Source organism: Flavobacterium daemonense (assembly GCF_007341385.1).
Classification (GTDB): Bacteria; Bacteroidota; Bacteroidia; order Flavobacteriales; family Flavobacteriaceae; genus Flavobacterium; species Flavobacterium daemonense.
The window spans coordinates 88276-104415 of the sequence record NZ_VJYD01000005.1 but is presented as its reverse complement, the minus strand read 5'-3'; the positions used below and the strand labels follow the sequence as shown (position 1 = coordinate 104415).

Here is a 16140-nt window from a genome sequence, read left to right as displayed (position 1 = left end):
ATTGTCAATATGTTTGTTGCAAAATTAATAAAAACCAAGAGGTCGGTTCGCAAAATAATTACAAATTTGCAGTAAAATACAATTTATGGAAACAAAACAGTTAAAGTGGCTTTACTTATCGATTCTCTCTCTAATCTGGGGAAGCTCTTTTATTTTGATAAAAAAGGGATTGATAGGTTTAACTGCAATTCAAGTAGGTTCATTCCGAATTATTTTTGCGGCTTTGTTTTTGTTGATTGTGGGTTTCAAAAGTTTGAAAAAGATTTCACGCCGTCAGTGGAAATTTGTCGCTATAACGTCGCTTTTTGGTACTTTCATGCCGGCCTATCTTTTTGCTATTGCAGAAACTCAGGTAAATAGTTCGATTGTTGCCATTTTGAATTCGCTTACGCCATTAAATACTTTAGTTTTAGGAATTGTGGCTTTTGGAATTCAATTTCAAAAAAGACAAGTTTTAGGCGTTTTTGTGGGGCTAGTCGGTTGTCTGCTTTTGGTTTTAAGTGGCGATTCTGCAAGCGGAACACAAAATTATTTATATGTTTTGCTAGTAGTTATTGCAACACTTAGTTATGCGATAAATGTCAATTTGATAAAAAAATATTTATCTGATTTGAACTCGCTAAGCATCACAACCGGAAACTTTACGGTTTTGCTTTTGCCTGCCTTGATCATTTTAAGCACTACCGATATTTCTCAAAGAATAAATATCGAAGCGACGCAACATTCGATATTTTTTGTGATGATTTTGGGAGTATTAGGAACCGGAATAGCAAATGTTTTGTTCTTTAAATTAATTCAGATTTCATCTCCGGTGTTTGCAACTTCAGTTACTTACCTAATTCCGATTGTTGCCTTCTTCTGGGGATTATTAGATAATGAAATGCTGACGCCAATTCAGTTTTTTGGTGCGTTTATTATTTTGATTGGGGTTTATTTGTCGGCTAAGAAATAAGAGGTTCTTCTTAACGGATGTGACCCTGAGCGAAGTCGAAGGGCGGGCCAATTGGAACTGGGCTTCGACTCCGCTCAGCCTGACAAACGAATCGATAAAAAAAAGCTTTGTCAAAGTTTCAAACTTTGACAAAGCTTTCAAAATCTTAGAGCCTTAGAACCTTAGAACCTAACCTTTGTTCCTCTGGACCTTTGCATCTTTGTACCTCTTTTAAAGAAAATCTGCATCAGAAACCCCTTCATTGATTTTAATGTCCGACATTTTGATGTCTAATTCAAAACCTACATTCTGAATCAAATTAAAAGGAACTTTTACGCCTTTTACTTCTTTATAATCGTTGAAGTTTGTTATTTGAGTTGCTGATTTTCCGCCTTGTTCGCGAACTTTAGATTCTGCAACTTTCAATCCTGATTTTACATCATAAAAATAAGTTGTTTTGCCATCTTTTATAGCATAAGCATCGCTTCCGTTGATAGATTCAATGCCGTCAACTTTTAAATCTGTTCTTTTTTGTAATTGTAATTCTTCAAAAGGAGCGGCATTTGCCTTCATTTCTTTAAGGTCATCTCCTTCAAGGTTTTTGCGCTGACCTTGTTGTTCAATATAAGCGCCTTTATCATTCACAACTTGTTTCATTAAATTCATAGTTCCCATAGCAAGCGAAACCATCATTTTTCCTTTCGAATCTAATTTTGAAGTAAAAGTCAGTGGAGTTGGAGCTTGCGGAATTGTTGTGCTTCCGTTCATGTAAAGTGTTTTTACTGCTGTAACAGCTTTTTCGCCTCCAATTGCTTTAATATAATTTTGAAAAACGGTTTGTGCAGTAACATTAGTTGGAGCGTCTTTTTTAGTAGCTGGTTTCTCAACAGGATTTCCGTATTTATCAAAGTAATAAATCGGAATTTGAAGTTTTTCTAATCCCGGAATTACGTCAGAACCTTTTCCTGCAATTACAATTCGCATATTGTCAAGCAAGAAATACTTGTTTGCAACACGGTAAATATCATCTGCAGTTACGTTGTTTATTGTTTGGATATATTTTTCGTAAAAATCAGCCGGTAGTTTTTCAGTTTCAATATTTAAAGCATAACGGGCTACAGCTTGAGGTTTTTCAACTTGCATAACAAAACGGCCAATATATCCCGCTTTTACATTACGTAGCACTTCTGGATCAACTTTTTCAGTACGGATTCTTTTAATTTCTTTTATAAATTGAACCACCGCGCTGTCAGTAACCGTATTTCTTACGGCAGACGAAGCTTTGAACTTAGTTACGTATTTACCAGCTCCAATGCTTGAATTTGCACCATAAGTCCAGGCATGTTGCTCGCGTAAATTCATGTTCAAATAACTGTTGAAATCACCACCCAGAATTTGATTTGCAATTACTGCAGGGAAAAAATCTGGATCGCTCATTTTTAAATTCACAGTATTTACAAGAGAAATTTCTGATTGAACCGCATTGGGAACATCTACAAAATCAATTTGAAGTTTAGATGCATTTTCTGGATTTGGATAACTATTTTTCGGCGCAGCTTGTTTTTTCCATCGGCCAAAAAGTTTTTCTACAGCTGCTTTGGTTTCTTTAAACTTAACATCTCCAATAACGACTAAATAAGCATTTTCTGGAACAAAATAGGTGTTGTAATTTGTTTGAACATCTGCTAGTATTACATTTTTTACTGTTTCTTCAGATAAATATTCTCCAGACGGATGGTTTTTCCCGAAAGCTAAAACATCAACCACGCGATTAGCAATGGCTGGAACACTTTTTTCATCGGCTTTAAGGCCTTCTAAAAGTTTTGCTTTTTCTTTATCAAATTCGGTTTGAGTAAAATTTGGCTGTAAAGCGCCTTCAGCAAGAAGTTCTAAAACACGTCCTGAATATTTTGATAGAGAACTCGCGTAGGCACCTTGCGATGTAAAATTGATGCTTGCACCGTAAAAATCTATTTCTTCATTAAAAGCTTCTTTAGTTGTTTTTTTGGTTCCGTTGCCAATCAAGCTCGTTGTCAATTCATCAACTCCTTTTTTGTTTCCTTCAAGAAAAGGTGCATTGTCAAGTGTCAAATTAAAACTGACTCTTGGTAATTTATGGTTTTCAACAACTAAGACTTTCATGCCATTTGACAACACAAAAGTTTGTGGCTTTTTAATATTGACTACAGGGGCATTTCCTGGTTTTGGTTGTGGACGATCTTGTGCTTGCATAATTCCAGTTAGGAATAAAAGGATTAAAAAAGTATATATTTTTTTCATGATTCGATATTCTTAGTTTTGAGATTTTACGGTTGGTATATAATCTAAAATCAAGCGCTGGTTCGGATTTAAATATTTCTTGGCAACTTCTCTGATTTCTTCTCTCGTTATAGAATGGTACATGTCAATTTCGGTATTGATTAAATTCACATCTCCATAAAGCAGATAATAAGAAGCAAGATTCTCTGCAATTCCTTCTACGCTTGCATTTGCGTTCACAAAATTATTATCGAATTTGTTTTGTAATTTCTCGTAATCTTTTTCAGAAATCAAATCGGTTTGGATTTTTACGATTTCTTCATCTATTTCTTTTAAAATATCGGCAGTTGTATAAGGCGCCATCGGCAATCCATATAAAATATAGGTTCCGTAATCTTCTTGACTAAAACCTACTGCGCCAATTTGAAGCGCCATTTTTTTGTCGTCAACGATTTTTTTGTACAGTTTTGAGCTTTTTCCGTCACTTAAATAAGATGAAATCAAATCAAGAACTCTTGCGTCTCTGGTTTTCATCGAAGGCGTTCTGTACGAAGCAACAACCATAGGAATCTGAATGTTTGGATCTTCGTAAGTTGCTTTTATCGTTTGAGTTATTGGTTCTTCGGTATATGTTTGTTTTTTAATTTCTTCGCCTTTTGGAATTGGCCCAAAATATTTCTGAACCCATTCTTTTGCCTGAACTTTGTCAAAATCTCCGGCGACTACTAAAACAGCATTATTTGGCGTATAGAATTTTTTGTTGAATGCCTGAAATTCTTCAAGAGTTGCAGCGTCTAAATCTTTCATTGAGCCAATAGTGGTCCAGCGATATGGGTGATTCTTGAACATATTCTTTTTAACTTCAGGAAGAATATTTCCGTAAGGCTGATTGTCGTAACGCATTCTTTTTTCTTCTTTTACGACTTCGTTTTGTGTATCAACTCCAATTTTATTAATAATAGGATGCATTAAACGTTCTGATTCCATCCATAAACCAAGTTCTAAATTATTTGATGGGAAAACTTCATAATAATACGTTCTGTCGTCTGAAGTATTGGCATTATTAACGCCTCCATTTGCGGTAACGATTTTCATCCATTCGCCGCGTTTTATATTTTGAGTGCCTTCAAATAATAAATGTTCAAAGAAATGCGCAAAACCAGTTCGATCAGGGCGCTCGTCTTTTGAGCCTACGTGATACATTACAGAGGTTATAACTACGGGAGCCGATGGGTCGTTATGCAAGATTACGTGCATTCCGTTATCTAAATTGTACTCTTCAAAAGCTACCTTTTGAGCATGAGATACTCCTCCGAGCATTAGTGCTGCACTTAACATCATTATTGAATTTTTCATATGCGATTAATAAATTTATAATACCTAAGAATAAGTAGGTAGCAAAAAGTTGATTTTAGTTACTTCAAAAATAGTCTTTTTTGCTTATTGTTTTGAGAATTATGAATTCAAGAATGAAATTTAACAGTATTTTACACCTGTTTTTATTTTAAGAATAATTAAAAATGCCTGTATGACAGCGATTAATGTCAAAAAAAATATTTTTGCTGTTAGGGATTGCGCAGTAAATTTTTAGTTGTATATTTGCAACCTTAAAATTCAATAAATCAATTTGATATGTATGCAATCGTAGAGATAGCAGGGCAACAATTTAAAGTAAGCAAAGACTTAAAGGTTTATGTTCACCGTTTAGCTAATGAAGAAGGTTCAAAAGTTTCTTTTGACAAAGTTCTTTTATTAGATGACAATGGAAATGTAACTTTAGGCGCCCCAGCTATAGAAGGTGCTTCAGTAGAAGCTAAAGTGTTACAACACTTAAAAGGTGATAAAGTTATCGTTTTCAAAAAGAAAAGAAGAAAAGGATACAAAAAAAGAAATGGTCACAGACAATATCTTACACAAATTGTAATCGAAGGTATTACTGCAGCAGGAGGAACTAAAAAAGCAGCGGCTAAAAAAGCAGTTGTAGCAGACGAAGCAGCTACTGAAGAAGTAGAAGCTCCAAAAGCAAAAAAAGCGGCTCCAAAAGCAAAAAAAGAGACTACTAAAGAATAATAACAATATTTAAACTCATACGTCATGGCTCACAAGAAAGGTGTCGGTAGTTCGAAGAATGGTAGAGAATCAGAATCAAAACGTCTAGGCGTTAAGATTTATGGTGGTCAAGCTGCTATTGCTGGTAACATCATCGTTAGACAAAGAGGTTCAAAACACAATCCAGGTGAAAATGTTTACATTAGTAAAGATCACACTTTACACGCAAGTGTAGCTGGAGTTGTTAAGTTCCAAAAGAAAAGAGACAACAAATCTTATGTATCTATTATTCCTTTTGAGGCATAATAATCATAGATTACTTTTATAGAAAACCCGTTCAGAAATGAACGGGTTTTTTGTTGCGAGGAACTAAACAATATTGCTCGCATAATCAATTATTCTTGTGCACATATTTGTCATCCTGACGAAGGAAGGATCACACGCGAAACTCCGCAAAGACCGGTCTTTGCGAGGAACGAAGCAATCTCAATAGATCAATTGTTTTCTTGTGTTAGTGTGGTTACTTCGTTCCTCGCAATGACGCAGATTGCGAAAAAAAACCATTGTAAAAGTCTAAAACTTTGACAATGGCTATAATAAAAAAGGAAATTTGGAATTTAATTTTTATTGCTCAGTATCCTTAGTCTCTTCTAAATCTTCAGATTTTTTACCAACTTTTATTTTTGGGTTATCCTGTGTTCCTGTTACTGTTAGTGGAATACCAAAAATGCCAAATGGAGGCAATCCCAGGCGCATTTTTAAATTAAGTTTTCCATCTAAAGTTGTTTTGCCTTCAATTCTTGGTCGGAAACCGGCAAACTTGAATTTAAAGCGCTCTACAGTCATAATATTGTTTTTGATTGTGGTTTTGATATCGACTTTAGAAAGATCAGGATTTTTCATCGATTCAGAATTGGTTTCTTTGCTTACAGCGGTAAACATTTTCAACCCACGCACTTTTACATCTTTAACTGAAAGTGTTCCGCCTCCAGTTAATGAAGGATAAACGGGATCCATATTTGCATTCAAACGGCCTTTTAGCTGATAATCCAAAGAAACGATCCCTTCTGCTTTTTCGGCAGCGCTCGCCATTTTTCTAAAAACTTCAATTTCGTTGTACGCTCTTTTAATATCAAAATCAGTTGCTTTTATAGCATAATCAAAATTTGCTTTTTGAGGTGTTACAGCTTGGTAATTGGCATTCATGGTTACCTTGCAACCAATTAAATCAAAACCTGTATTCTGCATTGTCAATTTGCCTTTGTTCATGCTAAGATTTCCTGTCGCGTTTTGAAGATTCAATTTGTCGAAATTTACCTTTTGAGCATTTGCAGTAAATTGCAAATTCAGATTTGTTGGAATAATAATAACGCCGCTTTGTGTATTTCCGCTTTTTGTTTCTGGTTTTGGAGTTGTATTTGCTGTTACAGAAGTTCCAGCTGTTGTTTCTGACATAAATTCATCAACATTGATATAGCGTGATGAAGATTTAAAAGAACCTCTTAAAACGCCTGTGTTTGTCGTTGCGTAATTAAAGACGTTTTGTAGGTAACCGTTCATTCTGAAATCAGATTGACCGTAAGACGCTAAGAAATTATTGAAGTACATTTTATCCTGATTGATCTTAAAAATTCCTTCTTTGATGATGAATTTTTTAGGAAGATATTCAGATGTAATTCCAATGTTTCGTAGTTCAAGCGTTCCTTTATTATCCAATTTGCTGTAATTGCCTTTTTCAGCATCGCTTTGTCTTCCTTTTAAAACAACATCGGCTTTCACGAATCCATCTACATCAAGTCCTTTTTGAGAGAAAACTTTGTAGATTTTGTGTATATCAAGTTCGCCTTTTGCTTTGATATCATAAGTCAAATCATCAAAATTGCTCAAGTCGGCATCAACAAAAACTGGTTTTCCTTCAAAAGTGAATTGCGCTGGTTTTAGTTTCACTTTTAAATCGTCATAAGTTCCTTTCTGATTGTCAATTCTGGATTTAACGGTAATATTTGTAATCGGGTTTGGATAATAAGGGGTTTTTAAGTAACCGTTTTCCAGATTAATTGTTCCTTGAGTTTTCGGAAAAAGTCTGTTTTTTTGATCGAATTTCCCATTTACAACGGCGTCTCCGTCAAGATTTCCTTTTAATACGATATTCGGAATTCCAAGAGCAGACATTAATTTTCCAAGATCTATTTTAGCTTTTAAATCAGCATCAATATTTGGCGTATTTACACCTACTACGTGAAATTTAGATTTTAAATAATCTTTATTGATATTTAATGATAGATTTTTGGCGTCAATATCAGCCAAGTCAGGATTTAGATTTGGAACTTTGGTTTTGATATCTAAATTCAGGTTAGAAACCGGGAAAGCACTTTTGTTGTAATTTACAAATCCGCTATCGATTTTTACGTCAAGATCAAATTCAGGAGCAATATTTTGTGAAGCAATATAATCGCCTTTTAGTGTCAAAAGAAGATTAGTATTTCCTTTTAATTCGGTTTTAGAAAGCCATGTAATATATTTTGGAGGCAAAGCAGTAAAAACATCATAGAGTTTGCTGTTGTTTGAATTTATGACAAAATCCATGTTGTAACCATCTTTCAAGAAGTCAAATTTTCCTTTAAAATCGACCACCAGTTGATTGATTTTTAAGTTATTTTGTTGAAAGAAAAAAGAAAGCGAATTCACGTTTACTTTAGTAATCAAGTCAGCATCGACCTTTTTATTCATCAAATACGGTTCGCCTTCATAGACTACATTCAGTTTTTCGATTTTAGCTTTCGAATACAAATCAAAAACAGATTTATTCAAATCTCCTTTTCCTAAATAGTTGAAGCCAAAGGCGTCAAAATGAACTTGAGTCGATTGATCGTCATAAATTACTTTACTGTTTATGATTTCGATTCGTTCCAGTTTTAAGGCGGTTTCGGTGCTGTCTTTTGGGTTGGAATGTTTTGAGGATTTGTAAATGTTGTAATTGGCTTCGCCTTTGGCATTCACTTTTACATTGATAAAAGAATCAGATAAGTAAATCTGATCAATTTTTACGGTTTTACTAAAAACGAGACTAGCAACATTTATCCCAAAAGAAACTTCTTTTGCAGTAATGAATTTTTCCTTAGCATATGGAGCAGATCCATTAAGGTTTAAGTCGCTTAAAGTTAACGTCAGAGAAGGGAAGTGGTGAAAAAACGAAACGGAAACATCCGAATAATTTAATTCAGCACTAAGTTTTTCATTTGCAGTTTTTTTAATCTGCTCTTTAATTTTGTCTGCGAAAATGATCGGCGTTAAAAACAATAATCCTATAATAACAACAAATGTTATTCCAAGATATTTAAGGATTTTCAATACAATGGATTTCTTTTTACTTGCAGTCATATTAAAATTGTATTTTGTTTTTAGAAAAATATTCGGAAAAAATTACCCGTGTACGGTTTCGTTTTTGCCGTAATTGGTAATAATTGAACCTTCATATTCAATCCATTCTTTCCAACGTTTGTCAATGTCGATATTATCTTGATATTTTCTGGCGAATCCTAAAAATGTTGTATAATGTCCTGCTTCAGAAATCATTAAGTCTCTGTAGAATTTAGCTAACGCCTCATCTTTTATGTTTTCTGAAAGTACTTTGAAACGTTCACAACTTCTAGCTTCGATCATGGCCGAAAATAATAATCGGTCGCAAAGCGCATCTCGTCGGCTTCCGTCTTTTTTCATGAATTTAAAAAGTTCATTCACGTAATGATCTTTGCGCTCGCGCCCTAAAGTGAGGCCGCGTTGTTTTATAATATTATGAACCATTTGAAAATGTTCCAGTTCTTCTCTGGCAATTTCAAGCATTTCGGTTACTAATTCTTCAAGTTCAGAGTTATAAGTAACGATGCTTATTGCGTTTGAAGCTGCTTTTTGTTCGCACCAAGCATGATCTGTCAAAATTTCTTCAATATTTGATTCCACTATATTTACCCAACGAGGGTCTGTGGCTAATTTTAATCCTAGCATAATTCCTTCAAAAAAAATATTTCCTACAAAATTAGTGTTTTTTCACGACTGAATCTCGTGAAATTGGGTGCAAATCCGCCAAAAAAGCATTATTTTGTAATATGAAACAAATATTATGAATCAGATTAAAAAACTTTTGATTATTGGGTTTGTCTGGCCTGAACCAAATTCTTCTGCTGCGGGAGGAAGAATGATGCAATTGATTTCTATCTTCAAAGAAAATGGATTCGAAATTACCTTTGCAAGTGCGGCTCAGGACAGTGATTTTATGGCTGATTTATCTGAGTTTGGAGTAGATAAAAAAAGCATCGAACTTAATTCTTCAAGCTTTGATGATTTTATTTCCGAATTAAATCCTGATGTGGTTTTGTTTGACCGATTTATGATTGAAGAACAATTTGGATGGAGAGTTATCGAAAAGTGCCCAAACGCCATCAGAATTTTGGATACAGAAGATTTACATTGCCTAAGAACTGCACGACAAAAGGCTTTTAAAGAAAAACGATCTTTTGAAATTTTAGATTTATTATCTGAAGAAGTAGCAAAACGAGAAATTGCCTGTATTTTGAGGTGTGATTTGTCTTTAATTATTTCTGAATTTGAAATGAATATTCTGAAAGAGACTTTCAAAATCAATGAGAATTTACTTTTTTATCTTCCGTTTTTAGTTGATAAAATGAATGAAGGAGATTTGCTGAAATTGCCTTCTTTTGAAAATCGCAAGAATTTTGTTTTTATTGGGAATTTTCTTCATGAACCAAATTGGAATACTGTTCAGTATTTAAAAGAAGCAATTTGGCCTTTTGTAAAAAAAGATTTTCCAGAAGCAGTTTTGGAAGTTCATGGTGCATATCCTTCTCAAAAAGTGCAGCAATTGCATCAGCCAAAAAACGGTTTTTACATTATGGGAAGAGCTGAAGATGCAAATGAAGTAGTGAAAAACGCAAGAGTTGTTTTGGCGCCAATTCGCTTTGGAGCAGGTTTAAAAGGGAAATTATTGGAAGCAATGCAATGCGGAACGCCAAGTGGAACGACTTCGGTTGGTTCAGAAGCGATGTATGATGATTTGCCTTGGAACGGTTTTATTGAAGATGATCCTGAGCAGTTTTCAAAAAAAGCAATTGCACTTTATCAAGATGAAAATTTGTGGAAAGAAGCGCAAAAAAATGGAATTGCGATAATCAATAAATGTTATCAAAAAAGTAATTATTCAAATGAATTGCTTTTACTTGTAAATTCACTTTTAATAGATTCTAAAAGTCATCGTCTACATAATTTTATGGGGAATCTTTTGCAACATCACGCTTTTAAAAGTACTATGTACATGTCAAAATGGATTGAAGCTAAGAATAAAATTTAGCTTTCTTTCGAAGTCTAAATTTACAGTTTATTTAAATTTCTTAAAATGAGATCCGGGTCTTTATAATTATAATTTATCCCGAAGGGATTATATGTTAGTAGAAAAAAAATGTGGTCGTTTTTATTGTCCCGTCTGGGACTATATGTATTTTGACCGATTTAGTCCCTAATGGGACAAATGATCGTAATGCATGTTCTTTTCTACCGATATGTAATCCCTTCGGGATATTAAATTGTAAATGGGATTTGTCCTTTTTATTTCAAAATGCCTTGAACAGCCTGAATAGTTGTAGCATGATAGCCAGATTTTGCTTTATCAAAAACCTGTTTTGCCCAAACTTTTCCTTCCGGAGTTTTAACCATTTCTTTATAAAGTATCATTACAGACCCTGTTCTGCTTATTCCAATTAAAAATTGTTCAATTGCAGGATAAGCTGGTTTGTATTGATGACGTAATGCTTGTACAAACCATTGGCGTTTGATAATGAAATTTCCGCCTTTTGTAAAGTTGAATTCGTTATCAATTGCTTCCATTTCTTTTACTGTAATATCAGTTGGAAGATGGTCTATAAAATGCTGTTTTTCGGCAGTGGTTGTAATTTTTTTGCTTAATCCAGCAACGCCAGTTTGTCTCCAACTTTTTTGGATATTATCAATCGCATCAAAATCAGCTGAACTGACCGGAAGAATATTTGATGGAATTCCTGGTTTATAAATCCAGTCTTCTACTTTGATTTTGTCTGCTAAAGCTTTGTCGTCTTTGATTAAATTTTCATTTAAATATTTAACGAAATCTTCTGTTGTGATTGATTGGAAAGCGTGAGAATCAAAGTAATTCTTAATAAACGGATCGAATTTATCACGTCCAACAGCGTTTTCAATTACTCTTAAAAAGGCATATCCTTTCACGTAAGGAATTTGGCTTATCCCGTCGTCCGGATTTCTTCCCGTCAAACTAACTTTCAATCTTGTGTCTGGATTTGTATCTCCAAATTCGGCTACATTATCCGTTAATTCTTTGTTGGTGATAACGTTTTGCATTTCAAATTCTTTTTTGCCAAAAATTGCTTCGCCAATTCGGTGTTCAACATAAGTTGTAAAACCTTCGTTTAGCCAAATATCATCCCAAGTTGCATTTGTCACTAAATTACCGCTCCAGCTGTGTCCTAGTTCGTGTGCTAATAAGCTTGTTAAAGAACGGTCTCCGGCAATTACTCCCGGAGTTAAGAAAGTCAAGTTTGGATTTTCCATTCCGCCATAAGGGAAACTTGGCGGTAAAACCAATACATCATAACGTCCCCAGCGATAAGGCCCGTAAAGTTTTTCAGCAGCATTTACCATATTTCCAAGTTCGGCAAATTCCCAAGCCGATTTTTTCAGCATTGAAGGCTCGGCATAAACTCCAGTTCTTTTGTCGATTGCTTGAAATTCGATATCTCCAACGGCAATTGCCATTAAATAAGATGGAATTGCTTTGTCTTGTTTAAAAGTATAAACTCCAGTATCGTTTTTCTTCTGTGGATTTACAGCGCTCATTACGGCTAATAAGTCTTTAGGAACAGTAACTTTTGCGTTATAAGTAAATCGAATTCCCGGCGAATCTTGACAAGGAATCCAAGTACGTGACCAAATGCTTTCGCCTTGAGAGAAAACAAAAGGTTTCTTTTTATCTGCCGTCTGTTCTGGTTTAAGCCATTGTAGTGCGACACCATCTTTAGTGGTGCTGTAATAAATATTTACCTTAGTTGTGCTTGGTTCAATAGTGATATGAAGCGGTTTTCCGTGAAATTCCGTGTCTTTACCAAGTTCAAATTTGGTTTCTTTTTCATCGTCGCCTAAAGTCACTTTGGTAATATTTAAAGTGTTTTCGTCGAAGATGATTTCGTTTCCTTTACTGATATTGTCAATTGTCCAAGAGGCTTTTCCTGAAATAGTCTGCGTGTCAAAATCAACTTTAATATCAAGGTCAAGGTGTTTTGCTACCGCAAGTTCTGGCTTTGAGTAGCTGTGTTCGTCGGTAACGGCTACTGTTTTTTCCGTTTGCTCTTTTTTCTGGCAGGCAATTGCTGTAAGAAACAAGATTAGAAAGGTTATTTTTTTCATATTATGAAGTATTGAATTTTGAGGATGAAAATTAAACAAAAAATCCCGTCCCGAAAAACTTCGGGACGGGATTTAATTATAAAATTAACAACGATTACGCCAACATTGTAACTGGGCTTTCGATGTATTGTTTTAATGTTTGTAAGAACTGAGCGCCAGTTGCACCGTCAATTGTTCTGTGGTCGCAAGCTAATGATAACATCATTGTGTTTCCAACTACGATTTGACCGTTTTTAACTACTGGTTTCTCAACAATTGCACCTACAGAAAGGATGGCAGAGTTTGGCTGGTTGATGATTGAATTAAATTCAGTAATACCAAACATACCAAGGTTAGATACTGTAAAAGTACTTCCTTCCATTTCTTGTGGTCCCAATTTTTTGTTTTTAGCTCTTCCAGCAAGATCTCTTACTGATCCACCAATTTGAGATAAACTCATAGCATCAGTAAATTTCAATACAGGAACTACTAATCCGTCTTCAACAGCTACAGCAACACCAATGTTTACGTGGTGGTTGATGATGATAGCATCTTCTTTCCAAGTAGAGTTGATTTTTGGGTGTTTTTTCAATGCTAAAGCACAAGCTTTGATTACCATATCGTTGAATGATACTTTTGTATCTGGAACGCTATTGATAGCGGCTCTTGCTTGCATTGCTTCGTCCATGCTTACTTCGATCACTAAGTTGTAGTGAGGTGCAGTAAATAAAGATTCTGCAAGACGTTTAGCAATAATTTTACGCATTTGAGAGTTTTTGATCTCTTCTGTGTAAACTTCTCCAGCAGGAACAAAAACTTTTGGCGCAGCAGGTGCAGATGCTTCTTGTTTAGCAGCAGGTGCAGAAGCAGCACTTTGAGCTTGAGCAGATGGAGTAAAGTTCTCGATATCGCTTTTTACTATTCTTCCATTTTCTCCAGAACCTTTAACTTGGTTCAATTGAATTCCTTTGTCAGAAGCGATTTTTTTAGCTAAAGGTGAAGCTAAAATTCTTCCTCCGTTTGAAGTTTCAGCAACAGCTTCTGGTGCTTTTTCGGCAGCAGGAGCAGCTTTTGTTTCTTCAGCAGCAGGAGCACTTGCTGTTGCAGCGCCTCCAGCAGTATAATTTTCAGCAATTCCAGAAATATCAGTTCCAGCAGGTCCGATGATAGCTAATAAACTGTCAACCGGTGCAGTATTTCCTTCTTGAATTCCGATGTATAATAATGTTCCAGCATTGAAAGACTCAAACTCCATAGTCGCTTTGTCTGTTTCAATTTCTGCTAAAATATCACCTTCGGCTACAGCATCACCAACTTTTTTCAACCAAGTTGCTACTGTACCCTCAGTCATTGTATCACTCAAACGTGGCATAGTTACTACTACAACACCTTTTGGTAATTCAGTTGCTGCTTTTGCAGGAGCAGCAGTTTCAGTTTTTGCTTCAGTTGCAGGAGCATCCGCTTTTGGTGCTTCGGCAGCAGGAGCATCTCCACCAGCTAAAAGAGCAGAAATATCTTCTCCTTCGTTACCAATGATTGCTAATAATGAATCAACAGGAGCAGTTTCCCCAGCTTGAATTCCAATATGTAAAAGAGTTCCTTCGTTAAAAGATTCGAACTCCATAGTTGCTTTGTCTGTTTCAATTTCAGCTAAGATATCTCCTTCGCTTACTTTATCGCCTACTTTTTTAAGCCAAGTTGCTACCGTTCCTTCAGTCATAGTATCGCTCAAACGAGGCATTGTTACTTTAATCGCCATGATATTATAATTTATGAGGTGTAAATGGATAGTCTTCTTGTGCGTATACTACGTCGTATAATTGTTGTAAGTCTGGATATGGAGATTCTTCAGCGAATTTCGCACATTCTTCAACCAAGTCTTTAACTCTTTGGTCAATTACTTCAATTTCTTCTTCAGTAGCATATTTTTGATCTAAGATTACGTCAAGAACTTGAGTAATCGGGTCGATTTTTTTGTATTCTTCAACCTCTTCTTTAGAACGGTATAATTGTGCATCAGACATTGAGTGTCCTCTGTAACGGTACGTTTTCATTTCAAGGAAAGTTGGTCCATCTCCGCGACGCGCTCTTTCAATAGCTTCGTGCATAGCTTCAGCAACTTTTACAGGGTTCATTCCATCAACAGGTCCACAAGGCATTTCATAACCTAAACCTAATTTCCAGATGTCAGTGTGGTTTGCAGTTCTTTCTACAGAAGTTCCCATTGCATAACCGTTGTTTTCAACGATAAATACAACTGGTAATTTCCATAACATTGCCATGTTGAAAGCTTCGTGAAGAGAACCTTGTCTTGCAGCTCCATCACCAAAATAAGTCATAGTAACACCGCCAGTATTGAAATATTTATCAGCAAAAGCTAAACCAGCTCCTACAGGAATTTGTCCACCAACGATTCCGTGACCTCCGTAAAAACGGTGTTCTTTAGAGAAAATGTGCATAGAACCTCCCATACCTTTAGAAGTTCCAGTTGCTTTTCCTAAAAGTTCTGCCATTACATTTCTTGGGTCAACTCCCATACCAATTGGCTGAACGTGATTTCTGTAAGCAGTAATCATTTTATCTTTAGTCAGGTCCATAGCGTGCAATGCACCAGCTAATACAGCTTCCTGACCATTATATAGGTGTAAAAAACCTCTAACTTTTTGTTGAATGTATAATGCTGCAAGTTTGTCTTCAAACTTTCTCCAAAGCAGCATGTCTTCGTACCACTTTAAATATACTTCTTTTGTAACTTCTTTCATCTGAATTCTTTCTTTTGCTAAAGTTTGTTTGTGTTATCAATTGTTGCCTATAACGCAAAATAGTTTCCTCCCACAAATTTGCGCCCGAAAGGTCGGGATGCAAAAATAAGACATTACATTTAAGAACTAAAATTTAAACGCTACTTTTTGGCTTTTTTTTACAAGAACTTTTTGTCAAACATAAAAGGGAGTAAATTTTTTAGGGATGCCGATTTGTAAACTTCGCCTATTTCGCCCGTAAAATAGATTTCTATAGGGGTGTCTTGCTTGATTTCATATTCGGCTATTGACTGACGGCAAGAACCGCATGGCGGAATTGGAGCGGTTGTCTGATTAGTGTCTGAAGCCGCTGTAATGGCAATTTTTAGAATTTTTGCTTCGGGATAAACACTTCCAGCGTGAAAAATGGCAACACGCTCTGCGCACAATCCTGAAGGATATGCTGCGTTTTCTTGATTTGATCCTAAAACAATCTTTCCATTGTCAAGCAGCAATGCCGCTCCAACTTTAAATTGTGAATAAGGTGCGTATGCTTTTTTTCTAATTTCAACTGCTTGATTCATTAATTCCTGAATATCTTCTGGAAGTTCTTTCGTGTTGTTGTAAACTGAAAATGAGGATGTAATATTTATTTCTTTCATTGTATTTATCGGAAAAAAAATCCAAATTCCTAAAAATAGAAATTTGGATTGT

The 16140-nt window shown here is 35.3% G+C and carries 12 protein-coding genes; 4 read left to right on the top strand and 8 right to left on the bottom strand.

Annotated features, from left to right (window positions below):
• The first annotated feature begins 85 nt into the window (after positions 1–85).
• Entirely contained in the window at positions 86–952 is an 867-nt protein-coding gene (locus FND99_RS08395) for a DMT family transporter (protein WP_144337524.1), read from the top strand.
• A 210-nt stretch (positions 953–1162) separates the two neighbouring features.
• Here the strand turns inward: FND99_RS08395 and FND99_RS08390 are convergent, their stop codons facing one another.
• A complete protein-coding gene (locus FND99_RS08390; protein ID WP_211356622.1) occupies positions 1163–3211 on the bottom strand; it encodes an insulinase family protein in 2049 nt (682 codons plus the stop codon).
• Positions 3212–3223: 12 nt separating this feature from the next.
• Positions 3224–4546 (bottom strand): M16 family metallopeptidase, encoded by a 1323-nt coding sequence (locus FND99_RS08385; protein WP_144337523.1) that lies wholly within the window; start codon positions 4544–4546, stop codon positions 3224–3226.
• A 276-nt stretch (positions 4547–4822) separates the two neighbouring features.
• On the opposite strand from FND99_RS08385, the gene rplU reads away from it, so the two are divergent.
• The gene (gene rplU, locus FND99_RS08380; RefSeq protein WP_144337522.1) at positions 4823–5260 is read left to right on the top strand and encodes a 50S ribosomal protein L21; all 438 of its coding nucleotides are present in this window, start codon (positions 4823–4825) and stop codon (positions 5258–5260) included.
• A 24-nt stretch (positions 5261–5284) separates the two neighbouring features.
• Positions 5285–5545 carry a 50S ribosomal protein L27 gene (rpmA, locus tag FND99_RS08375; RefSeq protein WP_144337521.1) on the top strand — a complete coding sequence of 87 codons (261 nt, stop codon included), beginning with the start codon at positions 5285–5287 and terminating at the stop codon, positions 5543–5545.
• A gap of 318 nt (positions 5546–5863) precedes the next feature.
• Here the strand turns inward: rpmA and FND99_RS08370 are convergent, their stop codons facing one another.
• A complete protein-coding gene (locus FND99_RS08370) occupies positions 5864–8620 on the bottom strand; it encodes an AsmA family protein (RefSeq protein WP_144337520.1) in 2757 nt (918 codons plus the stop codon).
• Positions 8621–8662: 42 nt separating this feature from the next.
• Entirely contained in the window at positions 8663–9244 is a 582-nt protein-coding gene (miaE, locus tag FND99_RS08365; protein WP_144337519.1) for a tRNA-(ms[2]io[6]A)-hydroxylase, read from the bottom strand.
• 115 nt (positions 9245–9359) lie between these two features.
• On the opposite strand from miaE, the gene FND99_RS08360 reads away from it, so the two are divergent.
• Positions 9360–10604 (top strand): glycosyltransferase family 4 protein, encoded by a 1245-nt coding sequence (locus FND99_RS08360; protein ID WP_144337518.1) that lies wholly within the window; start codon positions 9360–9362, stop codon positions 10602–10604.
• A gap of 254 nt (positions 10605–10858) precedes the next feature.
• Here FND99_RS08360 and FND99_RS08355 read toward each other — a convergent pair whose 3' ends face one another.
• The 4 genes from FND99_RS08355 to cdd form a co-directional block, all read right to left on the bottom strand.
• Entirely contained in the window at positions 10859–12706 is a 1848-nt protein-coding gene (locus FND99_RS08355) for a hydrolase/aminopeptidase (RefSeq protein WP_144337517.1), read from the bottom strand.
• Positions 12707–12800: 94 nt separating this feature from the next.
• On the bottom strand, positions 12801–14444 hold the full coding sequence (locus FND99_RS08350) for a pyruvate dehydrogenase complex dihydrolipoamide acetyltransferase (protein WP_144337516.1): 1644 nt from the start codon (positions 14442–14444) through the stop codon (positions 12801–12803).
• A gap of 4 nt (positions 14445–14448) precedes the next feature.
• A complete protein-coding gene (pdhA, locus tag FND99_RS08345; RefSeq protein WP_144337515.1) occupies positions 14449–15447 on the bottom strand; it encodes a pyruvate dehydrogenase (acetyl-transferring) E1 component subunit alpha in 999 nt (332 codons plus the stop codon).
• Between the two features lie 158 nt (positions 15448–15605).
• A complete protein-coding gene (gene cdd / locus FND99_RS08340; protein WP_144337514.1) occupies positions 15606–16088 on the bottom strand; it encodes a cytidine deaminase in 483 nt (160 codons plus the stop codon).
• Positions 16089–16140: the final 52 nt, after the last annotated feature.

Excerpts from the sequence above, each read along its gene's own strand:
- FND99_RS08395 (WP_144337524.1), top strand. The coding sequence starts at position 86 with ATGGAAACAAAACAGTTAAAGTGGCTTTACTTATCGATTCTCTCTCTA.
- FND99_RS08390 (WP_211356622.1), bottom strand. The coding sequence starts at position 3,211 with ATGAAAAAAATATATACTTTTTTAATCCTTTTATTCCTAACTGGAATT.
- FND99_RS08385 (WP_144337523.1), bottom strand. The coding sequence starts at position 4,546 with ATGAAAAATTCAATAATGATGTTAAGTGCAGCACTAATGCTCGGAGGA.
- rplU (WP_144337522.1), top strand. The coding sequence starts at position 4,823 with ATGTATGCAATCGTAGAGATAGCAGGGCAACAATTTAAAGTAAGCAAA.
- rpmA (WP_144337521.1), top strand. The coding sequence starts at position 5,285 with ATGGCTCACAAGAAAGGTGTCGGTAGTTCGAAGAATGGTAGAGAATCA.
- FND99_RS08370 (WP_144337520.1), bottom strand. The coding sequence starts at position 8,620 with ATGACTGCAAGTAAAAAGAAATCCATTGTATTGAAAATCCTTAAATAT.
- miaE (WP_144337519.1), bottom strand. The coding sequence starts at position 9,244 with ATGCTAGGATTAAAATTAGCCACAGACCCTCGTTGGGTAAATATAGTG.
- FND99_RS08360 (WP_144337518.1), top strand. The coding sequence starts at position 9,360 with ATGAATCAGATTAAAAAACTTTTGATTATTGGGTTTGTCTGGCCTGAA.
- FND99_RS08355 (WP_144337517.1), bottom strand. The coding sequence starts at position 12,706 with ATGAAAAAAATAACCTTTCTAATCTTGTTTCTTACAGCAATTGCCTGC.
- FND99_RS08350 (WP_144337516.1), bottom strand. The coding sequence starts at position 14,444 with ATGGCGATTAAAGTAACAATGCCTCGTTTGAGCGATACTATGACTGAA.
- pdhA (WP_144337515.1), bottom strand. The coding sequence starts at position 15,447 with ATGAAAGAAGTTACAAAAGAAGTATATTTAAAGTGGTACGAAGACATG.
- cdd (WP_144337514.1), bottom strand. The coding sequence starts at position 16,088 with ATGAAAGAAATAAATATTACATCCTCATTTTCAGTTTACAACAACACG.